The organism is Streptomyces sp. NPDC045998, assembly GCF_056430285.1.
The window spans coordinates 883570-906484 of sequence record NZ_JBWKLJ010000002.1 but is presented as its reverse complement, the minus strand read 5'-3'; the positions used below and the strand labels follow the sequence as shown (position 1 = coordinate 906484).

15 protein-coding genes and 1 pseudogene are annotated in these 22915 nt (G+C 71.0%); 8 read left to right on the top strand and 8 right to left on the bottom strand.

Going from position 1 to position 22915, the window contains the following annotated elements; translation table 11 throughout:
- Positions 1 to 424: 424 nt before the first annotated feature.
- Together AC07FJ_RS09035 and AC07FJ_RS09030 are read right to left on the bottom strand one after the other, a co-directional pair.
- Positions 425 to 880, bottom strand: a complete 456-nt coding sequence (locus tag AC07FJ_RS09035) for a peptidase inhibitor family I36 protein (RefSeq protein WP_479046876.1) — start codon at positions 878 to 880, stop codon at positions 425 to 427.
- 157 nt (positions 881 to 1037) lie between these two features.
- Positions 1038 to 1985 carry an ArsR/SmtB family transcription factor gene (locus tag AC07FJ_RS09030; RefSeq protein ID WP_479046874.1) on the bottom strand — a complete coding sequence of 316 codons (948 nt, stop codon included), beginning with the start codon at positions 1983 to 1985 and terminating at the stop codon, positions 1038 to 1040.
- Between the two features lie 1477 nt (positions 1986 to 3462).
- Between AC07FJ_RS09030 and AC07FJ_RS09025 the strand changes: the two genes are divergently transcribed.
- The 3 genes from AC07FJ_RS09025 (at position 3463) to AC07FJ_RS09015 (ending at position 5992) form a co-directional block, all read left to right on the top strand.
- Positions 3463 to 3729, top strand: coding sequence for a hypothetical protein (locus tag AC07FJ_RS09025; protein WP_479046871.1), 267 nt, complete (start codon positions 3463 to 3465; stop codon positions 3727 to 3729).
- 291 nt (positions 3730 to 4020) lie between these two features.
- Entirely contained in the window at positions 4021 to 4722 is a 702-nt protein-coding gene (locus AC07FJ_RS09020; RefSeq protein ID WP_479046868.1) for a type 1 glutamine amidotransferase domain-containing protein, read from the top strand.
- 364 nt (positions 4723 to 5086) lie between these two features.
- A complete protein-coding gene (locus AC07FJ_RS09015; protein ID WP_479046865.1) occupies positions 5087 to 5992 on the top strand; it encodes a LysR family transcriptional regulator in 906 nt (301 codons plus the stop codon).
- A gap of 93 nt (positions 5993 to 6085) precedes the next feature.
- Here the strand turns inward: AC07FJ_RS09015 and AC07FJ_RS09010 are convergent, their stop codons facing one another.
- From AC07FJ_RS09010 to AC07FJ_RS09000, 3 genes are all read right to left on the bottom strand, one after another.
- Positions 6086 to 6355, bottom strand: coding sequence for a hypothetical protein (locus tag AC07FJ_RS09010; protein ID WP_479046862.1), 270 nt, complete (start codon positions 6353 to 6355; stop codon positions 6086 to 6088).
- 562 nt (positions 6356 to 6917) lie between these two features.
- Complete coding sequence (locus AC07FJ_RS09005; RefSeq protein ID WP_479046860.1) at positions 6918 to 8813, bottom strand: CASTOR/POLLUX-related putative ion channel; 1896 nt, start codon at positions 8811 to 8813, stop codon at positions 6918 to 6920.
- A gap of 702 nt (positions 8814 to 9515) precedes the next feature.
- Entirely contained in the window at positions 9516 to 9920 is a 405-nt protein-coding gene (locus tag AC07FJ_RS09000; protein ID WP_479046959.1) for a type II toxin-antitoxin system PemK/MazF family toxin, read from the bottom strand.
- A gap of 165 nt (positions 9921 to 10085) precedes the next feature.
- Here AC07FJ_RS09000 and AC07FJ_RS08995 point away from each other — a divergent pair.
- A pseudogene (locus AC07FJ_RS08995) lies at positions 10086 to 10555 on the top strand (IS701 family transposase); the annotation flags it as partial.
- Between the two features lie 196 nt (positions 10556 to 10751).
- On the opposite strand, the gene AC07FJ_RS08990 reads toward AC07FJ_RS08995, so the two are convergent.
- Positions 10752 to 13088, bottom strand: a complete 2337-nt coding sequence (locus AC07FJ_RS08990; RefSeq protein ID WP_479046858.1) for an ATP-binding protein — start codon at positions 13086 to 13088, stop codon at positions 10752 to 10754.
- A 311-nt stretch (positions 13089 to 13399) separates the two neighbouring features.
- Between AC07FJ_RS08990 and AC07FJ_RS08985 the strand changes: the two genes are divergently transcribed.
- On the top strand, positions 13400 to 14863 hold the full coding sequence (locus AC07FJ_RS08985; RefSeq protein ID WP_479046855.1) for a phosphatidylinositol-specific phospholipase C domain-containing protein: 1464 nt from the start codon (positions 13400 to 13402) through the stop codon (positions 14861 to 14863).
- A gap of 930 nt (positions 14864 to 15793) precedes the next feature.
- Positions 15794 to 16357 carry a dihydrofolate reductase family protein gene (locus tag AC07FJ_RS08980; protein ID WP_479046853.1) on the top strand — a complete coding sequence of 188 codons (564 nt, stop codon included), beginning with the start codon at positions 15794 to 15796 and terminating at the stop codon, positions 16355 to 16357.
- A 226-nt stretch (positions 16358 to 16583) separates the two neighbouring features.
- On the opposite strand, the gene AC07FJ_RS08975 is transcribed toward AC07FJ_RS08980, so the two are convergent.
- Positions 16584 to 17012, bottom strand: a complete 429-nt coding sequence (locus AC07FJ_RS08975; RefSeq protein WP_479046850.1) for a phosphatase domain-containing protein — start codon at positions 17010 to 17012, stop codon at positions 16584 to 16586.
- Positions 17013 to 17226: 214 nt separating this feature from the next.
- On the opposite strand from AC07FJ_RS08975, the gene AC07FJ_RS08970 reads away from it, so the two are divergent.
- Positions 17227 to 18450, top strand: coding sequence for an MFS transporter (locus tag AC07FJ_RS08970; protein WP_479046848.1), 1224 nt, complete (start codon positions 17227 to 17229; stop codon positions 18448 to 18450).
- 696 nt (positions 18451 to 19146) lie between these two features.
- Here the strand turns inward: AC07FJ_RS08970 and AC07FJ_RS08965 are convergent.
- Positions 19147 to 21201 carry a PA14 domain-containing protein gene (locus tag AC07FJ_RS08965; RefSeq protein WP_479046847.1) on the bottom strand — a complete coding sequence of 685 codons (2055 nt, stop codon included), beginning with the start codon at positions 21199 to 21201 and terminating at the stop codon, positions 19147 to 19149.
- A 902-nt stretch (positions 21202 to 22103) separates the two neighbouring features.
- Here AC07FJ_RS08965 and AC07FJ_RS08960 point away from each other — a divergent pair.
- Positions 22104 to 22904: a PLAT/LH2 domain-containing protein gene (locus tag AC07FJ_RS08960; RefSeq protein WP_479046845.1), complete on the top strand. Its 801-nt coding sequence runs from the start codon at positions 22104 to 22106 to the stop codon at positions 22902 to 22904.
- Positions 22905 to 22915 lie beyond the last annotated feature (11 nt).

Below are 22915 nucleotides of genomic sequence, written 5' to 3'. Positions count from 1 at the left end.
CAGCCGGCCTCCGGCGGGAACAGACTGCCCGGGCGTACGTCCTCCACAACCGTGAGTCCGGCGCATGGGAGCAGTTCGTGGAGTTCCTTGCGGTGCCGCTCAGCCGGCCCACGAGCGGAACACACGTCGACCTAACGGCTCAGGGCGTTTCCAACGATCGTTGGGTCGGTGGTCATGGACTGGGCCGTCGCGGTCGACTTCACGATCATGCGCGTGCGGCAGAACGGCCCGGGGCGCCCGTAAACCGGCCGGACACACCAGTGCGCGGAAGGCCCCTGGGCTGTCATGGCAGCGCCGTCGCGTTGCCCGGAGCTCACGCCCCGGGCGCGGCCCGAGTCCGCACACGTGGGGGGTGACGCGTGCGGACTCGGAACCAGCGCCGTGGGCTGCCGGGCGTGCCCCCCGCGCCCGGCAGCCGCTTCTCCTAGGAGCCCTTGTACGAACCGATCGGCGTGGCGGTACCGCAGGAAGAAGAGCCCAGTTTCTGCACAGCGGAGATCTTGTCGTCCAGGTCGAACCAGTCATTGAGCTTCGACACGGAGTACCCCGGGCGCACGCAGTACTTCGCTCCCCGGTTGTAGGCGTCCACGTACACGTACCAGGACACGCTGTTGCGGTTCCACAGCGAGTTGAACCTGTCGTTGTCGCCGCCGAGGGCCGGTGCTGAAGCCGTGTACGCGGTGAAGATGCCGAGGTAGTTGTCGTCGGACCACGCACACAGCCGGTTGTCGGCGCACTGCGCGGGGCTCGCCGACGCGGGTGCCTGCGTCGTGGTGAAGGCCACTCCTGCGGCGCCCAGCAGGATCGCCGCGCGTTCCAGTGCGCGGCGGGGGCGGGTTTTCGTACCCGGTGACCGGGATGACGTCGGTGAAGAGGTCATGCGCGTACTCCCCTTGTCGAAGACGGTGTACCTCCGGCAGTCCGGCGCCGGGCATCCCCGGACACACCGGAACGCCATGAATGTTCCGGGCTGCCGCGCGGTGTGGCCATGCCCTTAAGCAAGGGCTTAAGGGGCCGGGCCGGCGTGCCGGGCAGCGCTACCGGTTCCCGTCCAGCAGTTCCCGGCCCAGTGCGGTGGCCATGTGCAGTACGGAACCGCCGCGCCGGTCGGTGGTGATCAGGCGTGCGTCGCGCAACGCCTTGGTGTGCTGGCTGACGGCCGGCAGGGAGACGCCGAGTCGCGCGGCCAGTTCGGTGGTGCTGCAGCCTTCGGCGGCCGCGCGCAGCGCGGCGGCCCGGGTACGTCCGAGCAGGGTGCCCAGGGCGTCGTCGGCCGCAAGGTCCCCGGGACGCCACAGCGCAGCGCCGGTGGCCGGATCGGTCACCGCGGGTACGGTCAGCCGCGGCACCGACGTGTCGTCGTACGGGTCGTACAGCAGGCTGGACTGGCGCCAGGAGAACAGCGTCGGTACCAGGATCAGCCCTCTGCCGCCCAGGTGGACCTCGACCGGGCGGGGGTAGCGTACTTCCAGCACGGGCGGGCGCCAGCGCATCAGCGGAGGGCTCAGGGAGGCCAGCAGGGCGTCGACTCCCCCTTCCAGGAACGTGCGGGCGTACTGCGCGCGTACGGCGTCCAGCCGTGACCGGGAAGCCGCCCAGTACGGTGCGACGGCCACCCGGTGACAGGACAGAAGACCGGCCGCCAGCAGCCGCCGGGCATCGGCGTCCCCGTCGGCGACGGCCCGTGCCCAGGAGAGGTGAACGGGGTCGACGGTGACGGGTTCCAACTCGCGGCGTACCTGGGTGCGCGGCGCCCGCAGGAGAACGTCCACGGCGTGGTCGATGTCGGGTGAGTCGCCGGCCAGTGCCAGCAGGTCCAGGCCCGGACCTCGGGCCGGCAGCAGTGTGACCAATGGCCGGGCTTCTTCGCCCAGCCGCTTGACCACGGTGGCCCGCCACCGTTGGAAGGGCAGCGGGAGGGAACGCCGGCTCAGCATCTCCAGGCTGTAATACGTCTCCGCGGCGGCGCCGATCGTAGCGGCCACCCGAGTACGGGCGAGATCCTCCGCGGTGAAATGAATGCGCAGCACCACAGACCCCCGTCACGGAGTGGGACACCTTCGGTGCGGTGTCGCTCCTGGTCGCCGCCTCCGTGGCGACCGAAGCATTCTCGGGCGGGACGAGCCAGGCGCGCAACGCACTTTCCGGACTTTTCGCCATGCCGCGTTCATGGTCTCACGGTGGATGACTCGGTCCGCGGCGGGCCCGGACGTGGTACCCCGACCACCGGCCCAGGGCGGAGTCTCCCAAGCGTTCGGGCACCCTGAGATCCTCCGGCTGCCCACCGGGATCGGCACTGGGGAACACTCACTGGGCGGACAGGAACGACCGGCACGGCGGTGGTGGGCAGGAGTCCCTGTTCGCCGCACGGCGGCTGTCGGGACGGCGACCCGGCGACCCGGCGACGGCCAGCCCGGCGACGGCCGCCCGGCGGCGGGACGGCGGCGGAGCAGCACAGATGCGGCTGTCTGCGGGCCGATACCGGCCGGATGGTGAGGGGCACGGCCCAGACGCCGCGGGCAGGCGGCTGCCGGGCGAAGGCCAACGGCCGGCGGAGCGGCCGCCGCGCGGTGACGAGCCCCCGACACGGGCGATGAAGGCGGCGCCGTACAACGGGCCACGGACGCACGGCAGCGGCGGGCGCGAGGACAGCGGTGGCACGGAGCGGCGCCCGCGCGGTACCACGGACAGCGGGGTGCAGCGGCGTGCAGCGGCCCGACCGCACGGCGACCCTGGCGAACGGAGGCGTACGGCGGGCACGGCAGCCCGGCTCCAACGCAGCGGCAGGCGGCGAAGCCGAGCGGCGACCCCGGCCGCACAGGGCGCGGAGCGCGGCGGCGACAGGGGCGCGATCCCCAGCACGGGGACGAAGCGGAGCGGCGGCCACTCAGCGGGCGCGGAACAGGGGCGCGAAGCGGCACCCGGCACTCGCGGCGGGCGAAACAAAGGACGACGGGGCGGCGGCCGCCCGGCGGCCAGCGCGCTGGCGTCGGCGCGGCCCCGGAGCGCGGTGAGGGCGGCCGCGGCGTCGACGGCGTCGAGCGCGGTGTGCACCCGGAGGCCGGCCCTCTCCTGGATCACCGCCCCGACCCGGCGGCCCGGCAACGCTGAAGCAGACCGTCGACCATCTGCTTGCCGGGAACGCGGGATCGCGGAGGCACGCCACCACGCGAGCAGCCGCTCCAGCGGCTTGCGTGTCTTCTTCTTCCGACGAGTGTCCTGCGCCGCCCACCAGCCGAGCGCGTGGCGGGCACACACGCCTGGCACGAACGGACAGTCTCATGCCCCACGAAGGAGATCGCACGCCGGGCCGGAGCTACTCACGCGCTTGAGGAAGAACATGGAGGCCACCTGGACCCGACGATATGCTCCTCCACGAACATCACGGACGTCCCCGGTTGCGCGCCCATGCTGCTGGTGCCGCCTCAGGCGACGTCTTCCCCCTGACGGTACGGTCGGCTGGTGGATGTGAGGAGACAGCCGGAGATCGGCGAGATCGAGGAGCGGTTCGTCGCGCTTGTCGAGGGTCGGCTGAGCCGCGATGAGGTTGACCGGTGGGCTGCGTCGTGGATGGCCGACGACGATCTCGTCTGGGAGGACCTGGCGTGGTGGGCGCTGGACCGCTTGCACGGCGTCGATCTCCTCACCGGTCCGGATGGCGGCTACCTGCATGACGACGAGCAGGTACGCGACTGGCTCGGTGAATTGCGACGACGCCGGGCTGCGTGACACGAAGACGACCGGCGCCTACACGCCGTCGTCGACAGGCGCGCTTCATCGGCGTGGTCCTGCTCGGCGTAGCGGTCCCCGCGGCGTGGGTCGTCGGCAACCCCGGTGGTGCGTCTTTGATTGCGGCCGCTCACGCCCGCCGCACGGGGTCATAAGAATCCTTATGGCGCTCGGTGGTCGCTGGATGATTGGTGATGGATTCTGGGGTGGTACCCATAACCGCCGGAAATCCGGCGGCACGCGGCTCGCCGCGTGACATCCTCCATCCCTCACCGACAAGCAGGCGTATCCATGTCGAAGATCCTGATGGTCATCTCTGCCGCCACCACCTTGCAGCTGGCCGACGGCTCCACCCACCCCACCGGCTACTGGGCCGAAGAGGTCGCCGCCTCCCACCGCGTCCTCAGGGCCGCCGGTGTGGAAGTGGACATCGCCACCCCGGGCGGTGCGAAGCCCACCGTCGACGCGCTCAGCCTCAGCGCGCAGGGCGGCGTCGCCGCGGCGGACGCCGAGGAGTTCCAGGCGTACCTCGGCGGCATCGCGGATGAGCTTTCGCGCCCGCTGCCGCTGTCCGGTGCTACCGCCGGCGACTACGACGCGATCTACATCCCAGGGGGGCATGCTCCGATGGCAGACCTCGCTCAGGACGCCGACCTCGGCCGGCTGCTGAACGAAGCCGACGCGCAGGGCAAGATCGTGGCCGCCCTGTGCCACGGTGTCGCCGGTCTGCTGAGCGCGTCCAAGGCCGACGGCCGCTTCACCTTCGCCGGCCGCGCCCTGACATCGTTCACGGACGAGGAGGAGCGCCAGGGCGGCCTCGGCGAGAACACGCCGTTCTTCGTCGAGTCCCGGCTGCGGGACCGGGGAGCGGTCCCGCGCACGGGCGCGGCCTGGAGCAACACGGTCGTCGTCGACGGCAACCTCATCACAGGCCAGAACCCGCAGTCGAGTACAGCCACCGCCGAGTCCGTTCTCAAGGCCCTCGATGCCTGAACCGAGCACCGAGCGGGCTCATCCGACAGCCGGGAGCCACCCGCGCCAAGCCGGTCGCTCCCGGCTGTCGGATGAGCCCAGACCACAGCGCGGGCCGGAGCCGGACAGCACCAGAACGCCCCTGTCCCCGCGTGCTTCGGCCTTCCCCTCGCGGCAGCCCCGGCGCCGGACTTCCTGATCATGCCCCGCCGCAGCAGGCTCTCGCGTCACCGGCTCTAGCCGGACGCCATCCGCCGGCCCGAAGAACACAGTCGAGCCCAGCCCGGATTCTCTCCGGGCAGCGGGGCTTCATCCTTACACTGCTCTGCCCCACCATACGTACTGGGTGACCGGCACTCTGGGCATCCGAGAGAAGGAAGAGCGCGTGCCGAGCCTGGACCTGCTGGCTACATTTCTGGAGATCTACCGAGCAGGCTCCCTCTCCGCGGCCGCCCAAAGGCTGGGTGTGACGCAGCCCGCCGTCACGGGTCAACTCGCCCGTCTCGAGGAGCAGATCGGGGAGTCACTGTTCGTCCGCTCCCGCAAGGGCGTCACCCCCACACCGCGCGCTGCAGCTCTCGCGGCCCGCGTGAGCCTGCACCTGGACGGTCTGCGTGACGCCTTGGGGTCGACGGAGGCCGAGTCGGCCCTGCGCGGAACGGTACGGATCGGGGGCGCCGCCGAGGTCATGACCCTACGGGTGCTGCCCGCGGTCGCTCCACTCACCGGCCGTGGGCTGACCCTCCATGCGACATTCGGCCTGGCCCAGGACCTCCTCACCGACTTGGCAGCAGACCGGCTCGACCTGGTCGTCTCCGCCATCCGCCCCAAGCACCAGGCGCTCCTCGCCATCCCGCTCGTCGACGAGGAGTTCCTCCTCGTCGGCCCGCCGTCCATGGCCCGCACCGTGGACGCCGACCGGCTGCGGGCCGCGCCGGCTGACGCGCTGGCCGCACTGCCGCTCGTCGCCTACGGGCAAGAGCTGCCGATCCTGCGCCGTTACTGGCGCAGCGAGTTCGGCCGGCGCCCCGCCAACCCCGTTGCCCTCGTCGCCCCCGACCTCCGCGCGGTCCTGGCTGCCGTCGAAGCGGGCGCGGGGATCTCCGCTCTGCCGCGCTACCTCGCCGAACCGGCCCTGACCGCGGGCAGCGTCGTGCTGCTCCACCGCCCGCAGGCGCCTCCGCTCAACACCCTCTACCTCGCCGTACGCCGCGGCGCACCGGCCAACCCGGCACTCACCGTCGTGCGCGAACGGCTCACCGACGCGGCAGCCCAATGGGGAGGACTCTGAGCCGACAAGGCGCCGGAACGGCTGAACGGCGGACGACGACAGCGTCGTACGGGCCCGATGGCCGGCCGGACAGGGCGTAGGTGGCAGAGGCGATCAGCCCGAGGCCGATGCCGGGCAACGTGCGGCCGCGGAGGTGCGGCCGGTGTCGTCGGTGGCGTGGGCGGCTCCGGCGGCGCAGAGCAGGACGGTACCGAGGAGGCCGAGCGTGGCCGCGAGCATCCAGCGGCGGGTGAGCCGGCGGCCCTCCACAGCACGCTCGACCAGGGCGGAGGCGAGCGGGGCTGTGCCGATCGAGACGACGGTGCCGATGGCGACTCCGGCCAGGCGCATGGAGCTGTAGAACGCCAGGGGGTAGACCGCCACCGAGACGGCGCCGAGCAGGACCGTGCCACGCTGCCCACGCAGGTCGTCGGCGCTGCGAGCGGTCTACGGGGCGGTGATGAGGGCCTGGAGGAGCCCGCCCAGGCCCATGGCACGGCGTCGATGGCCAGTGGGCCCGCATCCGGGGTGAACGTGGCGGTCGTGCCGGTCGTGCCCCACGGCAGGGAGGCGGCCAGCACGCGCAGGCCCCCCCCGGCGTGCTCCAGATGTCCGGCGATCAGGTGCTCGGCCTGCTCCTTGTGAGCGCGCACTACTGCCCGGCCCTCGTCGCCGACGGGGACTTCGGCGGCGGCGTTCAGCAGCCCGCACCCTCGGAAGCCGTGTTTCTTAGGCGAGCGCCGCATGATCCGCGTAGGCGGCGAAGAATTCAGGACACGCGCTGCGGCCGGGCATCCCCCTTGACAGCCATCGCGACCGAGGCCCCGGCCCACCCGGCAGGGCACCGGCCGCACCCCTGCTCGGCGGACGCCTCGTACGCCCGCTCCCGAAGACGAGCCCTCTCCTTGTCGATGTCGCACTCCGCCCAGCTGGCTCCGCCGGCCACTCAGCCTTCCGCCACGACGATCACGCAGTCTCCCGCAGAGAACCGCAGCTTGAGCCGCTTGTCGGGATTGATCCTCACTCCGTAAGCGGGGGCGGTCGAGGCCTCGGCGCGCAGACGGTAGCCGATGGCGCATTCGTGACGGCGGCGCGCGGATTCGACCACGGTGGCGAAGCTGACCTCACGGTCCGGCCGAACGTAGTCGGTGGCGGGCTTGAGGTGGATCTCGCTTCCGTCCGCGGTGAAGAGCTCGGCGAAGAGATCGGCCAAGTGCCGGTTCTCGGAGATCTGCGTCATCAGCAGGCTGATCAACCGGCCGCTGACGATGAAGTCGGCGCCCTGCCGCACCGGCGCGAGCAGCCGGTTGCGGTCGTCGGTCATCTCCGTGACGACGGACAGTTGGCGCGAGGTGGACTCCTCGATGGCACGCAGGTGGAGCAGCGTGACCAGCGTCCGGTCGTCCGTCTCCGGGACTCCCTCCGCGGTGTGGCTCTCGTCCCCGATGACCATCACGCTGTCGTACGACGGAACGTCGAGCTGGGCCAGTGTCCGCGGCTCGGTGATGTCGCCGCTGCGGAAGCTCACCAGCAGACGGCTTGGCTCGCTGCCGGTGGCGCGCGCCGCGTTGAGCGTCGCGGCGTCGCCCAGGGCTACGACATCGAGGGTGGAGCCCGGCCGCACGTACTGGTCGAGCTGTTCGATGATCAGAGGCGTGCGGCGGTTCCAGCCGAGGAGCAACAACCGTTCGGCCGCAGCGGGGCGGGACCGCACCGCGACGATGGCGTCCTCGTCGACGGGTGGGATGGTGTCGGCGGGAACCGCGGTGTCGTCGTCCTCGGTGATGACGATGAGTTGGTCGCCCTCGCCGACCCGTATGCCGGAATCCGGATTGAGGACCATTTTCCCATCGGCGCGGACGAGGCCCACCACCGAGGAAGTGGCGAAGGCTCCGAGCGCTTCACCGAACGTGCCGTCGGCGAGTGCGGGCGCGGGTACGACGTAGAACTCGTCTCCCGCGAAGTCCAGGAGCTCTTGGTAGACGAGGGAGAGGCCGGGCTGGCGCGAAGTCTGCACGAGCAGCCGGGCGACGACGTCGTCGATGCTGAGGACGTGCCCGTGCCGGCCCGCTGCCAGGGTGGCGGCCAAGTGATGCCGGGAGTCCCGTACGGCCGCGACCACGACGCGATCACCGGACGGGTGACCGACCGCGTCGAGGGCGAGGAGCGTCTTCACGACGTGGGAGTCACCGCCCGGCACACCGGGCGGCAGCACCAACACGGCCTTCGCCGTGTTCGGGCTCAGCCGGGCCAGGGCTGTCGGGTCGGTGGTCGGACCACTGCGGCAGATGATCCGGGTCGTTCCGGTGTCGCCCACATGGCCGGCGATCTCGGCGTCCATCTCGACTTTGTCCTTGTCGGCGAGGACGGCGACGGCCGATCTGCGCTGGTTGGCGTTGGCCGCCACCAGCTCCGCGACGACGGGGAAGATCTGATCCGACCAGCCGAGCAGCACAGTGTGCCGCTCCTCCAGAACCACCGACCGGCCCAGCCGCAACGCCAGAAGGCGCTGGCTGAGGCCCGTGGTGATCAAGCTGACGAGCGCCGACACGAACAGCAGCGCCACGAGTGCCAGCAGAACGGACGCCAGCACATAGACCGGTGGTCCGACCTCACCGCCCAGCTTGAGGGTGCGACCGACGTTGGACCACACGGCCGCCACACGGCCGGAGACGGTCGGCGGCACATCACGGTCCGCCCATACGAGCACCATGCTCGCCGGGACCACGATCACGAGGCACACCAGCGTGAGCCAGCCGATGAGCACGGGCGTGCCATGGGCCATGAGGTTGTCGAATCCGTATCGCAGGCGCGACCAGGAACAAGACGCGCGCCGTGCCATACGAGACCCCCTGAACTGTCTTCTCCACCAGCAGTTCCGACGTATCGACCCAGTCTCGCCGCACACGTGCGAGACTCCCGATCATCGGCACCTCATTCACTCCCAGGTGGTACCACCCGGATCGCCCTGGGGGCGCGAAACCCCAAGTCGGCAGTGTCGACGGCCGTGCGACGGGGGGAACGGCCTGAAGTTCGAACGGGTACCGGCGGGCTCCGCCGCCGCCCGCCCCCAGTCACGCGGCCGATCCTGGAGCAGATACCCAGCGCCGAGGGCGCGGCCTGAGCAAGCCACCATTGGGGGAGGCTTGCCCAGGGTCGCCTACGGCTTGCCGGCTCAGGGGCGCCGGCGCAGCAGTCGACGCCGACACCGCAGGCCACATCTCCCACGTGAGCGACGGTACGGAACTCCGCTTGGATCACCTCGGCGCCGCCGTCGCGACCATTCTCGGCCGACGCCCCCCGCGCGTCGTGCGCTTGCCCGCGACCCTAGCCAGAGCCGCTGCCCGTATCGTCGAGACCACCAGGGATTCGGTCCTCAACCGCGACAAGGTCTCCGAAATCATCCACCTCCCCCAGCTGGGCCTAGGAATCCAGCCGTAGGTCGTGATCTCGATGGTGAGGTGCGTTGAGGCGGCAGGTGTCCAGCGTGGATCATCTCGCCCGAGATCGCCCATGCCGTCGCGGGCGTCGGCTCCTTCTCCGTCTACCCGAGTTCACCGCGACGGAGGGCTTCCTTTATTTCGCTGAGCTTCGCGGTCGTTGCCGGGGCCCGCTCCTGTGCTTGTTCAGCGAGGCGGAGGGCATCGTCGATCTCACTGAGCTTCCTGGAGGACAGAACGGCCGCCCGCTCTATCAGGTCGTCCCGGGACACGGTGGTCAGCCACGTGCACGGGGTGAAGCCTGGACGCGGGAACGCGAGCCGCAGCACGCCTTCGAGCGGCAGCCCTTCACCGGCGCCGACGGTCACTTCGATGCCCAGACCGCTGATGTCGAGGCCCGCCGGAGCGACGACCTGCATCACCTGGAACCCGGACGCGTCGTCTCCTGACAGCAGTACGACCAACCTCCGCTCGTCGAACTGGACCCACCAGACTTCGCCACGTTGCACAAGCCCTCCGATACACAGGACGGCAGGCAGACGCTGCGCGACCTGACGCGGTGTGGAGACAGGTTCGGCCACCGTTGATCATCGGTGTGTGAAGACAAACGATCACGCGGTGGCCGCAGGCACAGCGTAGACCCTGCCTGCTGGCAGGAGGCGTTCGAGGGCCTGATGAGCCGGATAGCGGGACGCTTTACACGGTTCGAATCCCGACGCCGGGCCCGGAAGTTGGTACTCGGCCTGTTGTCGGACCTGCCGCGCCTGCCGCGCAAGAACTGCTGGACCATCGCCGAGTGGGCCGGGCACAGGACCCTGGTCGGCATGCAGCACCTGCTCAGGAGGGCGAAGTGGGATGCCGACCAGGTCCGCGACGAGGTGGGTGACTACGGGATGGAGCATCTGCACGACAACGAGGCGGTGCTGCTGGCCGACGAGATCGGCGACGTGAAGAAAGGCACCGACACCGTTGGAGTCCAGTGGCAGTACCCCGGCACCGCGGGGAAGGATCGAGAACACCGAGGTCGCCGTCTACCTGGTCTACGCCCGGCCGCAGCGGGCACGTCGCAGTGGACCGGGAACTCTCTGTTCCGCGTTCCTGGACCTCCGATCCCGACCGCTGCCGGGCCGCCGGCCTCGGTGACGCTTGTGGTTGCCGCACAGGGTGCCGAACGCCGGGGAGAGGAAGTCGCCAATACCCCCGGCGGCGGCCCGGGGTGGCGGTGGCGACGCCCGCCTCCAGAGCGGCGGCAGTGGCGGCGAGAAGGGAGATCGCGTAACGCGTGGTCACGCCTGGCTCATGCGGCGCCTCGGCGCCCGATAGGCGCCCGGCCCCGCGTCTCATTCCGAAACGATCAGCCGGTCCAGTTCCTCAAGCTCGGCGGCCGCTTCGGCATGGCGGGGGTTGTTCAGCCGGACGAGGGCCTCCCGGGCGGCCGTCAGCGCCTGGCGGGCCTCTTCGTGGCGGCGGAGGTGACGGAGCACGATACCGAGGTCGAGCCGGGCGGGTACGCTCCAGGCGGGCATCTGCGCCGCCTCGAAGTGCGTCAGCGCGTAGCGCAGGGGCGCCTCCGCCTCGTTCCACCGGCGCAAGGCGGCCAGGTCGTTGCCGATGTGCTGCGTGGTGGACGCCAGGTAGAGGCCGATGAGTTCCCGCGGCTTCCCCGGTACACCGGCGCGGCACAGGGCCTCACTGCGCCGGTGAATGGCCAGGGCCTCCTCGGCGCGGCCGGCTTGGCGCAGTTGCAGGCCCAGCAGGTTGAGGGTGGTGAGTTCGGCGAGGCGGCTCTCCGCGCAGGTCCGGTCGCTGAGGTGGTCGGCCGCTTCCCGCAGCCGGGCGATGGACTGGTCGGTCCGCCCGAGCCGGTGGAGTGCCGAGGCTTCGTAGCCCAGCGCCCAGCCCACCTGGAGGTCGTCTCCGACCTCGCGTGCCGCCTGGAGGGCGGCCCGTGCGGTGGTCAGTGCGGTGGCGTGGTCGTACCGGCACACGTTGTGGGCCCAGGACAGGTAGTTGAGGTGGACGGCTTCGTCGCGCCTGCTGCCGAGCGCGCGGGCGGATTCCACCGCACGGTGGAACACCTCCACCCACTGCTCCCAGTGCGAGGTGCGGTCGGAGAACCAGTGCATCGCCTCGGCGGTGTCGATGACCTGCTGGTGGTGGCCGGCCTCCTGGGCGCGGCCCAGGGCCGCGAGCCACTGGGCCCGTTCGGCCTCCAGCCAGACGCCGGCCCGCTCGCGGTCGGCGGGTGCGGTGGCCGGGTCGGGGTCGAGGTGAGGCGTGTCCTGCCGGTCGTCGTCGAAGCGGAGCGCGGCGGCGGTCGCCCGGCGCAAAATCCACGAGGTGGCCCGCTCCCGGGCGGCCGCGATGTCAGCGGCCTCGTCGTCCTCGGCTAATTGCTCGGCCGCGAAGAGGGCGAGGAGGTCGTGGAAGCGGTAGCGGTCGGCGGTGGGGTGCGGCTGGAGCAGCCCGGCGTCGGTCAGTTCCTCCGCGCAGCGGGCGGCCGGGCGTGGCGGCAGATCGGCGAGCAGGGCGGCGGTCTCGGGGCTGAAGTCGGGGCCGTCGGCGAGCGAGGCGCGGCGGAAGACGGTCCGGGCCCGGGGGCTCAGTCGCCGGTACGACAGGGCGAAGGCGGCCCGGATCCGCAGTGAGCCCGCCTCCAGGGTGTCCAGGCGGCTGTCGTGTCCGGCGAGCTGGGTGACGAGCTTGGCGATCCGCTCTCCGGGCCGGGAGGCGAGGCGCTGCCCGGCGATGCGCAGGGCCAGCGGGAGGTGCCCGCACAGCTCCGCGAGGTCGCGGGCGGCCTGGCTCTCCTGCTGGACCCGCCGCGGGCCGATGATGCGGGTGAGCAGTTCGACCGCCTCCTCACGGCGCAGCAGCGCCAGGTGGGCGCGGTGGACGGATTCGAGGCCGGCCAGGGCGTGGCGGCTGGTGACGAGGGTGAGCGAGGCGCTGTGGCCGGGCAGTAAGGGGCGGACCTGCTCCTCGTCCGCCGCGTTGTCCAGCAGGAGCAGCACGCGCCGCTCGCGGAGCACCGAGCGCAGCAGGCCCGCGCGGTCGTCCGTGCCGGCCGGTACGGCGCTGCGGGGCACTCCGAGAGCGGACAGCAAGCGCGCGAGCGCCTCGTGGGGAAGGGTCGGCCGCGGGTCCATGCCGTGCAGGTCGACGGCGAACTGCCCGTCCGGGAAGTGGGGTGCCAGGCTGTGGGCCGCGTGTACGGCGAAGGCGGTCTTGCCCAAGCCCGGCTGTCCGCAGATCAGCGCGACCGGCGGGTGGGCGGGGTCGAGCTGTTCGGCCAGCTCCAGCAACCGGGCAAGTGCGGGGCCCCGGGCGGTGAAGTCGCCGAGGTCGCGGGGCAGCGCCAGCGTATGGCTCGGACCGGGCTCCGCAGCCGGTGCGCCGGTGCCCGCGGCAACCGGGCGGGGGCGTGGCCGGGGGCGGCCGAGGCTCGCGGCCCGCTCCAGCTCGCGAGCGCCGGTGGCGTCCAGGCCCAACGCGGCGGCCAGCACCTGCACCGTGCGCCGTTGCGGCCCCCGGACCCGGCCACGTTCCAGATCCGACAGCGCCCGCACACTCACCCCGGCGGCGTGCGCGAGTTCCTCCTGGCTCAGCCCCGCGTCCTTCCGCAGACCGCGCAGACGCTCGCCGAACCCGCCGGTGGCCGCTGTGCCGGTGTCCATGACCGCGTATCCCATCACTCGCGTGGCCCCGGCGGAGCACCGAACCCATCAGGCAGAAGTATGACAAGGCGTTACTTCTGCCGGCGGAACTTCCTGGTGGGCCGGCCCCCCAACCGGTTGAGTCGAGGCGACACGGCCCGCGGCCGGACCGGACCGACCCGGCCGCGGGCCCATCCGTCGACTTCCGCGGAGCTCGCACCCGTGAGTCTCCGCGCCGACCCCTGGGGGAACCTTCCATGCAACCGAACTCCGCGGTGCGCCGCGCGAGGCGCCTGAACTCCGGCGCCACGACGGCCCGGAACAGTGACGCCGTGCCTCGACCGACGTCTGTCCGCCGGTTCCGGGTCCCGCGACTGCGACGACTGGCGCTGCCGCTCGTTCCGCTCCTGGTGCTGGCGGCGACGCTGGTGTCGCCCACGACCGCTGCGGTGGCGGCGGGCGGCGGCAAGTACGGGGACACGCGCTACCACCAGTGGTCATGGGTGACCACGCACAACGCCTACGCCGACGACTGGTCGCAGTTCCCCGTGCCGCCCAACCAGTCACGCTCGATCAAGGAACAGCTCGACGACGGGGTGCGGGGGTTGATGCTCGACACGTACGACCCCAAGGGGACCGGGCCCGTCAAGCTGTGTCACGGTGGGACGGCCCTGTGTTACGAGGACTTCAAGTCCGCGCTCCTCACCGTCGTGAACTTCCTCCAGAAGAACGAGGACGAGGTCGTCACGATCTTCCTGGAGAACTACGCCAGCGAGGCGACGCTCACCAAGACGATCGACGACATGCTCAAGGCCAAGAACGCCGGCGGACTGCTCTTCTCGCCCGGCACGCACGACATCTACCAGAAGAACTGGCCCAAGCTGAAGGACATGATCACCTCGGGCCAGCGCCTGGTGGTCTTCCAGGACAGCTGGGCGGACAACGTACAAGTCGGTTCCGGGTCGCTCATGTACACCTGGAAGCACACGGTCGAGAACACGTACGACTACGGTGTCAGCGGCCGCCCGGCCGGCTGTGAGTCCCGCAACGACACGCCACTCAACACCAAGCAGATGCCGGGGACGAAACTGACCCCGCTGTTCACCATGAACCAGTTCAACTCCAAGTCGGCGGACCCCGAAGGCGCCGCTCCGACCAACAACGGGATCGCCCTCAAGAACCGCATCGACAAGCAGTGCCGGCCCGCCGTGGGACGAGCACCGAACTTCGTCGCGGTCGACTTCTACCAGAACAGCAGCAGCACCGGCATCAACCCGTTGTCCGTCGTCGCCGACCTCAACCGTGACGCCTACTACGTCGCCTCGCACCCGGCGGTATGGACGGTCAACGCACAGAAGCAGTACGTCAGTGCCTACGCGCCCCAACGGTGCATGGTCCGCGGTGACGAATTCGACGACGGCACCGGCGGCCTCGTCACCCAGCGCGCCTGCGCGAGCCCCGCGCCCAGCAGCCACCAGTGGACGGCCACCAAGCCCTCCTACGACCACAAGGGCTACTTCTGGATCAAGGCGAGCAACGGCAGCTGCCTCACCGTTCCCTACAACAACGGCACGCCCCCGCCGGACGGGCAGCAGATGTTCTGGTGGCCGTGTGAGACGCGTTGGTTCTCGGGTAGCCAGCTGTGGAACGTCATGCCCGTCAAGGTCGACAGCGGCAGCCAGGCGAACGGCTACTACTTCATCAACCAGTGGACCGGGAAGTGCCTGACCCTGGACCCCGCCACGGTCTCCGCCAAGGGCGGCAAAGTCACCCACGGTGCCTGCCCCACCCGCTGACGGCACGCGGGGCATGGCCCCCACAGACAAGGCAGTTGCTTAGGGCCGGGCGGCGGGATACACCCCAAAGGGGAGCCGCCCTGGGGAGCCACCCTGCTCCGACCTGACCGGCGGTTGACGGCCCGAACACCCCGACACGCGCGTTCTCGCCTCCCATGGACCGCGACCGGCAGAGGCATGCCCGCGCTCCCGTACTGCACTCCCGGCTCGTGACCGATGCCGCCCACCGCACCGCCGCGGACGACGACGCGTTTCCGGCGAGGCTGCACGCCCTCGCTTGGGGTGCGGAGGGTGCGCATCCCACGCCTGGCTGTCTCCTGGACCAGCCCCTTCCCTCCTCTCTCGACGGCAGAAATGGAGCGCGCTGAACGCAGCCTCGGCTATCGGCTGCCCGAACTGCTGCGGCGCGTCTACACCGAGGTCGGCGTTGGGGGGGGTCGGGCCGGGAGGCGGCCTTGCGTCACTGACGCCGTGCCGCGTTCCGCACCGGCATGTGCCGGACTGCGGGAGGCGGCCTTGCGTCACTGACGCCGTGCCGCGTTCCGCACCGGCATGCGCCGGACTGGCATTGCACGACGACCATCCACGACGAGCGAGCGGGGTGGGGGCCGTCGCCGTCGTGGTTCTTCTTGACGGGCGGGGCGACTGCACCATGGAGTGCTAGCTGCGCTCGATGCGACTCCCCGTGACAAGAGGCTGGGCGGATTCGAGGAGCTCTCCTGTCCTGTGCGGCTTCGGCTGCCGACCGAGCGGTGGGTGTGCCTCCGGAAGAGCAGTGCGATGAGGGGATGGCGGCCGCCGTGATTCATGACGGCCAGGCGCGTCCTTTCGGTACGTGAGGTGACTCGGCCGGGGGGATCCCGCGAGCCGCGACCACTCCTACGCGACCGGCGGTCGTACGGTCGAACCCGTCACCGAGGAGGACTTCCGATGCACAGCGTGACCTATTCGATGAGCCTCTCACTTGACGGCTACATCGTCGGACCGGACGGCGACTTCGGCTGGACGGCTCCCGACGAGGAGGTCTTCCGCTTCTGGATCGATGAGATCCGACAAGTCGACGTCCACCTGCTGGGACGGCGGTTGTACGAGACGATGCTGTACTGGGAGACCGCTGACCAGGATTCATCGCTCGACGACTCGATGCTCGAGTGGGCCGCGCTATGGAAGCCCCTCCCCAAGGTAGTGTTCTCCACCACGCTGTCGGCGGTGCGGGGCAATGCCCGGCTGGCCTCCGGCGGCCTGGCGGAGGAGATCGAGCGGTTGCGGGCCGAGCCGGGGAAGGGCGACATCGCGATCGGCGGCGCGACCCTCGCCGCCGAGGCGGCCGCGTCGGGTCTGATCGACGAGTACCGGGCCGTGGTATATCCGGTGCTGGTGGGCGGTGGCATTCCGTTCTTTCCCCAGCTCGAGCGCCGGGTGGATCTCGAACTCGTCGACACCCGCACCTTCGGCTCGAGAGTCGTCTACCTCCGCTACCGCGTGGCGCGTTAGCGAAAGGGGTTTCCCCTCATCCCCTCCACCGCTCCTGCGGATGGCCGGCGGCTTCCCGACAGTCCCTTGCTCACCGCAGGCTCAGGATGCGGCGGCCGGGGAGGGCCGGTCGGGGGGAGCGCGTACAGCTCGGCGGCGTGGACGGAGATGCACGCCGGGCGTGGCGGTGCGGGGCCGGGCCAGCAGGTGCGCGTCACCGTGGCCTCCGGGCAGTCCTCCGCGCCCCTCAGCAGTTGCCGTAGTCGACCTGCCAGGTCGGCAGGCCCATCCGGCGCCACAGCGCCACCACCCGGTTCCGGTCGTCCAGCGAGACGCGAACCGCGTAGCGACGCCTGACGTGCGCGTCGAACAGTTCCGCCTTGACGATGTCGTCGCTGCGGCCGTCGCCGCTCGCGCGCATCCACAGCTCGTCGTACGGGATGCCGTGTCGCGCCGGCCACGCCTCCGTGATCTCCCGGTGGTCCTCGCTACGCCCCGACAGCAGGACGATCCGGTCGCCCTCGGCGGCGCGGAACGCCCGCAGCACATGCCGGACCGATTCGTTCAGCAGGTCCTCGCCGCAGCGCGAGAAGTCGTACGGGCCGCGGTCGCCGCGCAGCGCCAGCGTGCCGTCGATGTCCCACATCACCGCGGCCGGCAGCGCCGGGTCCGCCACGTACGGTGCGCCGGCGGGCCGGTCGCCCAGCCACTCGGCGGTGAGCCTCCAGCCGCCCTTGCGGGCCTTGGCGTGTTTGTCGGCGAGGATGCGGATATCCGCGTCCGTGAGGCCGGCGACCTGATGAGGGCGGACGCGGCAGGGCCGGGCCAGCTGCTAGAATGGACGCGTTGGCCTTCGGCACCCCGAGCGGGTGTGTCCGGAGGCTTTTTTCATGCCTTCCGACACACCCGCGCCCAGTGCGCTTCCCACCACAAGCTACCGTGACCTGCTCCGCAACCGTGAGTTCGCCGGGCTGTATGCCGGCTTCACCCTCACGGTCGCCGCGAGCACCTTGTCGGGCTTCGCGCTCGGCACGCTGGTCAACCACCAGACCAAGTCCCCGTTCCTGACAGCCGTGAGCATGTACGGCGCCACGTTCGCGACGGTGCTCGGTGCGCTGACGCTGATGTCGGTCGCGGACGGAAGCCGTCCGCGCCGGACCCTCGTCGCGCTCCAGTGCGTCTCGCTCGTGGGTGTCGCCGCACAGGCGGTTCCGGGGCTGCCGCTCGCTGCCCGGTTCGGTCTGCTCCTTGTGCTGGGGTTCTTCCAGTCCCTGGGCACCGGAACGCGTCTGGGGCTGCTCGCCGAGGTGGTACCGACCTCCGCGTACGCACGGGCACGTTCGCTGATGAACATCGCCTCGGGCGGCATGGCCATCCTCGGCTATGCCATCGGAGCCGTACTTCTGCGGTACCTGAGCGCGCAAGGGGTCTTCGTCGTCGCGACAGTCCTGACCGGACTCGCATTGATCATTGTGGCGGTGACTGTCCGGGAACGCTCGATCCGTCTGACCCGTCGCCCCGGACCGCGCCAGACCTGGACAACGAACAACGCGCTCTTCTCCCACTCCGGCCAGCGCGCGCTGCTGCTGAACCTGTGGCTCCCCAACGGCCTGATCGTCGGCTGCGAGGCACTGTTCATCTCCTACGCACCGCATCACGCCGGCGCCTTCCTGGCCGCCGCATCCGCAGGCATGCTCCTCGGCGACCTGACGGTCGGGCGACTGCTCACCGCCGAGCAGCGACGCCGCTGTGCATTCGGCCTGAGGCTGCTGCTTGCCCTTCCTTACCTGCTGTTCGCCGTCCACCCGCCTGTGCTGGTGGCGACAGCCGCGGTGTTCATCGCCAGTGCCGGCTTCGCCGCTACCCTGCCGCTTCAGGAGCAGCTTCTGGAGTCGACCCCCGATTCGGTCCGCGGGCAGGTTCAGGGAGTCGAGTCTGCCGGCCGGATGACGTGGCAGGGCATCGGAGCCGCGATCGCGGGCGGCGTTGCCCAGCACTTCTCCCCCGGCACGGCCATCAGTGCTGTGGCCGCGGTCTCCGTCGCCATCACCGTTTTCTCCCGGCCCTTCGTGGTCCGCGCCCGGGCCGCCCCTGTCGAGACGGCCCACGCATAGACCAACCCAGGTCGGTGGCCTGGCCGATGGGACGCGCCTGCACGACGACGTGAGCGGCGGGCTCGGCCGGACGCGCCCGCCGCGCCTCGCTGTTCGTTCGTGACCTGAAGGAGCGGGAGCAAGGGGGCGGCCGGGCCAGGGCGGACGAGAACGCGGTGGCGCGCGGATCCGCACCGCACCCCACACCCCGGCGCCTCCTCCTGGCGGCGCCGGGTTGCACGCCCCTCGCGTGTGAGGCCGTCCCCGAGGCCCGGGCCGGTGGTAACCGCCGTCCAGCCGGGTCACCCTGTCCCAGCAGCACCTCAGCCGCCTGGCGCAGCCGGACCCACCCCCCTCGGCGCCGTTCCTTCATGCGCCGGCGGTGGACTGCCGGGGTAACGACGCCGGTCGTGGGAGGCCGGCGGCTGGGTTTTACCGGCGCAGGACTACTCCACCGGCAGTAGGACCGGAAGCGCCACCGCGCTCCGTACTGACTCTGTCGTTTCGAGCGGCTGCCGCTGACCGGACGGCCCCGGGCATGCGCGAAGCGGGCACCGCGCGGCCCAGGCCGAGACCCCGGCCGGGCGCCGGCTGCACCGCGCCGTCCGTCACCCGCGACGTGCCAAGCGGCCGGCTCCGTAAGGGAGGCCGGCCGCTTGGGTCATCCGGCGGCCCTGGAGGGGTGTCCACGCCCCTCCAGGGGACTGTCCCAGTCCGTCAGACGCGGTCCTGGACGACGGTGTACCACGGGTAGACGCCCACCAGGCCGCCGTCGGCCCGCACGGCCTCCAGCGTGTAGAAGTACGTCTCGCCCCTGGTCGCGGTGGAGTCCGTGTAGCTGCGCGTCTCCGCGGGCAGCAGCCCGCCGTGCAGAGGCTCGTACGCCTCGGCCTCCGGGTTCCACCGGTTGATCCGGTAGCCGGCGACCGTGCCGCACAGCGCGGTGTTGTCGCACTTCCAGTTGATCGACGGCTCCGGGGAGCCGATCACCGTGGTGTGGGCCGCGGTGCCCACCGGCCAGTCCTTGATCACCGGTACGGACGGGAGCAGGTTGAGCTCAGTGGCCTCGACGATCGTGATCCTCGGGTCGCTCAGCCACAGCGCGTTGCCCCAGCGGTCCTTCGCCACGACCGCGTACACGTGCCACTCGCCGTCCGGCAGGTCGCCGCAGAGGGCCGCGAGCGGGTCGGCCGTGCCCATCCGGCAGTCCGCGGAGATCCACCGGACCGTGCCGTCGTCCTGCCGGACGCCGACCCAGACGCTGTAGCCCGCGAGGTCATCCTCGGTCGAGGCGGCCCAGCTCACCAGCACGCCGTCCTTGCGCGGGGTGGCCTTCACGCCGGTGACCGGGGCGGGCGCGACGCTGTCAGCGGTGCGGAGGGTGACCGGGGCGGACGGCTCGGACTCGTTGCCGGCCGCGTCGACCGCGGTGACGGCGTAGGTGTAGTACGCGCCCTTGGTCATGCCGCTGTCCCTGCAGTGGCCCTCCATGGGATCGGAGCCCTGCACGATGTAGTAGCTGCAGGTCACGCGGGTGAGCCGGGCTGGGTCGAGTGTGGTGCCCGGCGAGCGGTGGACACGGAAGTGCCCGCCGTTGTCGTGCTCCTGGAAGAACGTGCCCGGCATCGTCCATTGGATGTGGTTGCCGTCCTGGCGGGCGTCCCCGGTGGTGAGGGTCGGGGCCTGCGGCGGAGTGCGGTCGACGCCGTCGCCAACGGCCGTGGCGGAGAACGCGCCCGCGTTGCCCGCCGCGTCGAACGCGCGGACCTGGTAGTACCGGGTGGTGTGCACCGGCGCGGTCCGGTCCTCGTACGTCGCCCCGCCGGCACTGCCGAGCAGCGTGAACGGGCCGGTGGCCGTGCCGGCCGCGTGGACCTCGTACCGAACGGCGTCCGCAACGTCCTGCCAGCGCAGGGTGTTGACGGAGGAGTCTTCTCTTTGGACGGTGATCCCCGTCGGCGCCGCCGGGCCCGTACGGTCCACCGTCGCGGTGGTGACGTCGAGACTGCCGGTGGACTCGCGGCCGGCCTTGTCGACGGCGCGGACCTCATACAGGAAGGTCTGCCCGGTGGCGGGCGGCGCGTCGACGAAGGAGGGGAAGGTGAGCGGCGAGGCGCCGCTGACGTTCGCCCACTGGTTGGTACTCAGCCGGCGGTAGACGCGGTAACCGGCGAGGTCCATCTCCTTGTTGGCCGTCCAGCGCAGCGTGGTCTTGGCGGTGTCCCCGCTGTACGCGGCGGTCAGGCCGGTCGGGGCGAGCGGCTTGACCGTGTCGACGCTCGCGTCGGTGCGCGGGGCGTAGGTGAACCCGGCGTAGGCGTAGCCGGTCCAGGCGACGTAGTCCACGCGGATCGTGTGGCGGCCGGCCGGGATGTTCAGGTCCACGGTCTTGCGCGCGGTGGTGGAGACGTTCCGCCACAAGTCGATCTTGCGTACGCCGTCGACGTAGACGCGCATGCCGTCCTGCGTGGCCGCGGCGAGCCGGAAGGGGCCACCGGAGCCGAAGTCACGGGTGAGGGACCAGCGGATGGAGAAGTTGTCGTTCGGCAGCGTGACGCCGGCCGGGTCACCGGAGCCCATGTTCTCGGCGATGGCCGAGTCACAGGCGGTCACCTTCGGGGTGCCGCTTAAGGAAGTGTTGGCGAAGTACTGCGCCGTCCAGACCGGAGAGGCACAGGTCACGGCCGCGGAGGCCGGGACGGCGGTGATCAGGCCGCCGGCGGCGGCGAGGGCAGCCGTCGCGGCCAGCGCGCCCAGCCGGGTACGAGTCATCACAGAGAAAAGGGTTCCTTTCGAACCAAGGCGGATCGCCTGAAACATCAGACGCCTGTGTGACTCGTGAGGCAGTGGCGGGGTTGCCCCAACTCTCGCGCGTTCTTTCGGGCAGGACGTGCGGTGCGGGTGTGGGGCGCACGTCCCGGCCGTTCTCCCGGAGCGGCGCAGCGCCAAGGGCGATCAGCCGCCCGTCGGCGCGCTCGACCGCTCGCGTCTGCGAGGAGCCGATCCTGCAGCAGCGGGCACCTGGCGACCGCAGGCTGCGGTCTTCAGCGCCACCACCCGCATCGACTCCTCCACCCGGCCAACGTCCGGCCGCCACTACCGGAGGTCGGCCCGTTGCCCAGGGCGGCTTCCCTGGCCGGGACGTCAGAGCGTCGGGCGGCGACGAGGACAAGCACCATGCTCCGGGAGGAGACCGTGCGACGCCCGGTTGGCCGCGCGCAGGCGGTTCCAGTCCGTCGCGGCCGGCGGCCCCCGAGGCGCAGCCTCTACGGGGACCCCGGCCCCGGCCCGGATACGGGAACACACTCCGGCGGCGATCACAGCGGCGGGGGCGGGAGCGAATGAGGTCTCACAGGGCAGTTCACTGCGGGTCGGATTGCTCAGACTCCAGTGGCATGCGGCCAAACTCCGGGGTCACGGAGGACAGGCCTCTCAACAAGGACCGGCATGACCTGGCGACTTCCTCGGGCCTTCGCGACGGCCAGCGCGCGTTTCTCGTCCGGCTTCACCGGGGCACCCGGACGCAGGGCCGCCTCAACGACATGCGCGGAGGCCGCCGTGCCGCGCCAACTACCCGGGCTCGGGTCCACAGGATGATCACGTGGATCACGCGGGTGTGACCGTCGGTTAACCTCCCGGAGTTTGACGTGATCCAGTGATACGGGGGTGCGGCGATGGGGTTTCGGCACGGCACGGGCCAGGAGCGGTGGCCGCGGGAGAACGACCCGGAGGCCACCGAGGTCATCGCGCGCTTCCCGCACCCGCCAGCGGTCCCGGCATCCGCCGCTCTGCCCGACGAGGTGACGTCGACCAAGCCCCTGCCCCGGATCGACGCCCCGCGCCCGGCCGTCTCCAGCCGCGCCCAGCCTGGTCGGACTCCCGCCCGCGCGGCGGCGGCCGGTGCCGTGCTGCTGGCGTGTGCGGGCGTCGGTCTGTCGGTCGGCGGCCTCCTCTCCGGCCCGGAGGGAGCCATCCCCGAAGCGGCGGCGAACGAGGAGAGCGTGCAGGCCGCACCGAGCCAAGCGCCGACAACAAGCGGGACCGCCACGGGGGGTGCCAGCTACCACGTCACCATCCGGACCTCCAACGCGGACGGCGCGGGTACGGACTGCGACGTGCAGGGCCGTCTGACGGACGAGGAGGGCCGCACGTCGCCGTGGACGGTCCTCGACACCCCTGACCACAACGACTTCGAGGCGGGCGGCACGGACACGTACACCATCGAGGTACCGACGGACTTCGGCCGGCCGGTGAAGTTCCAGTTGTGGAAGGCGAAGGGTGACGACTGGGCGCCGTACGCCCGTGCCCGTATCACCGGCCCGGACGGCTTCGAGGGCCTCTGGGGCGGCGAGGCGGAAGCCGAACACTACTGGCTCACCGACGACACCGGGACGAAGGTCGAGGATGAGGAGCAGGTGAGCGTCTCGTACGGGCCGTACAGTCCCGAGTGGGCAGTGACCGCTGCCGACCACTGATCGATCGCTCG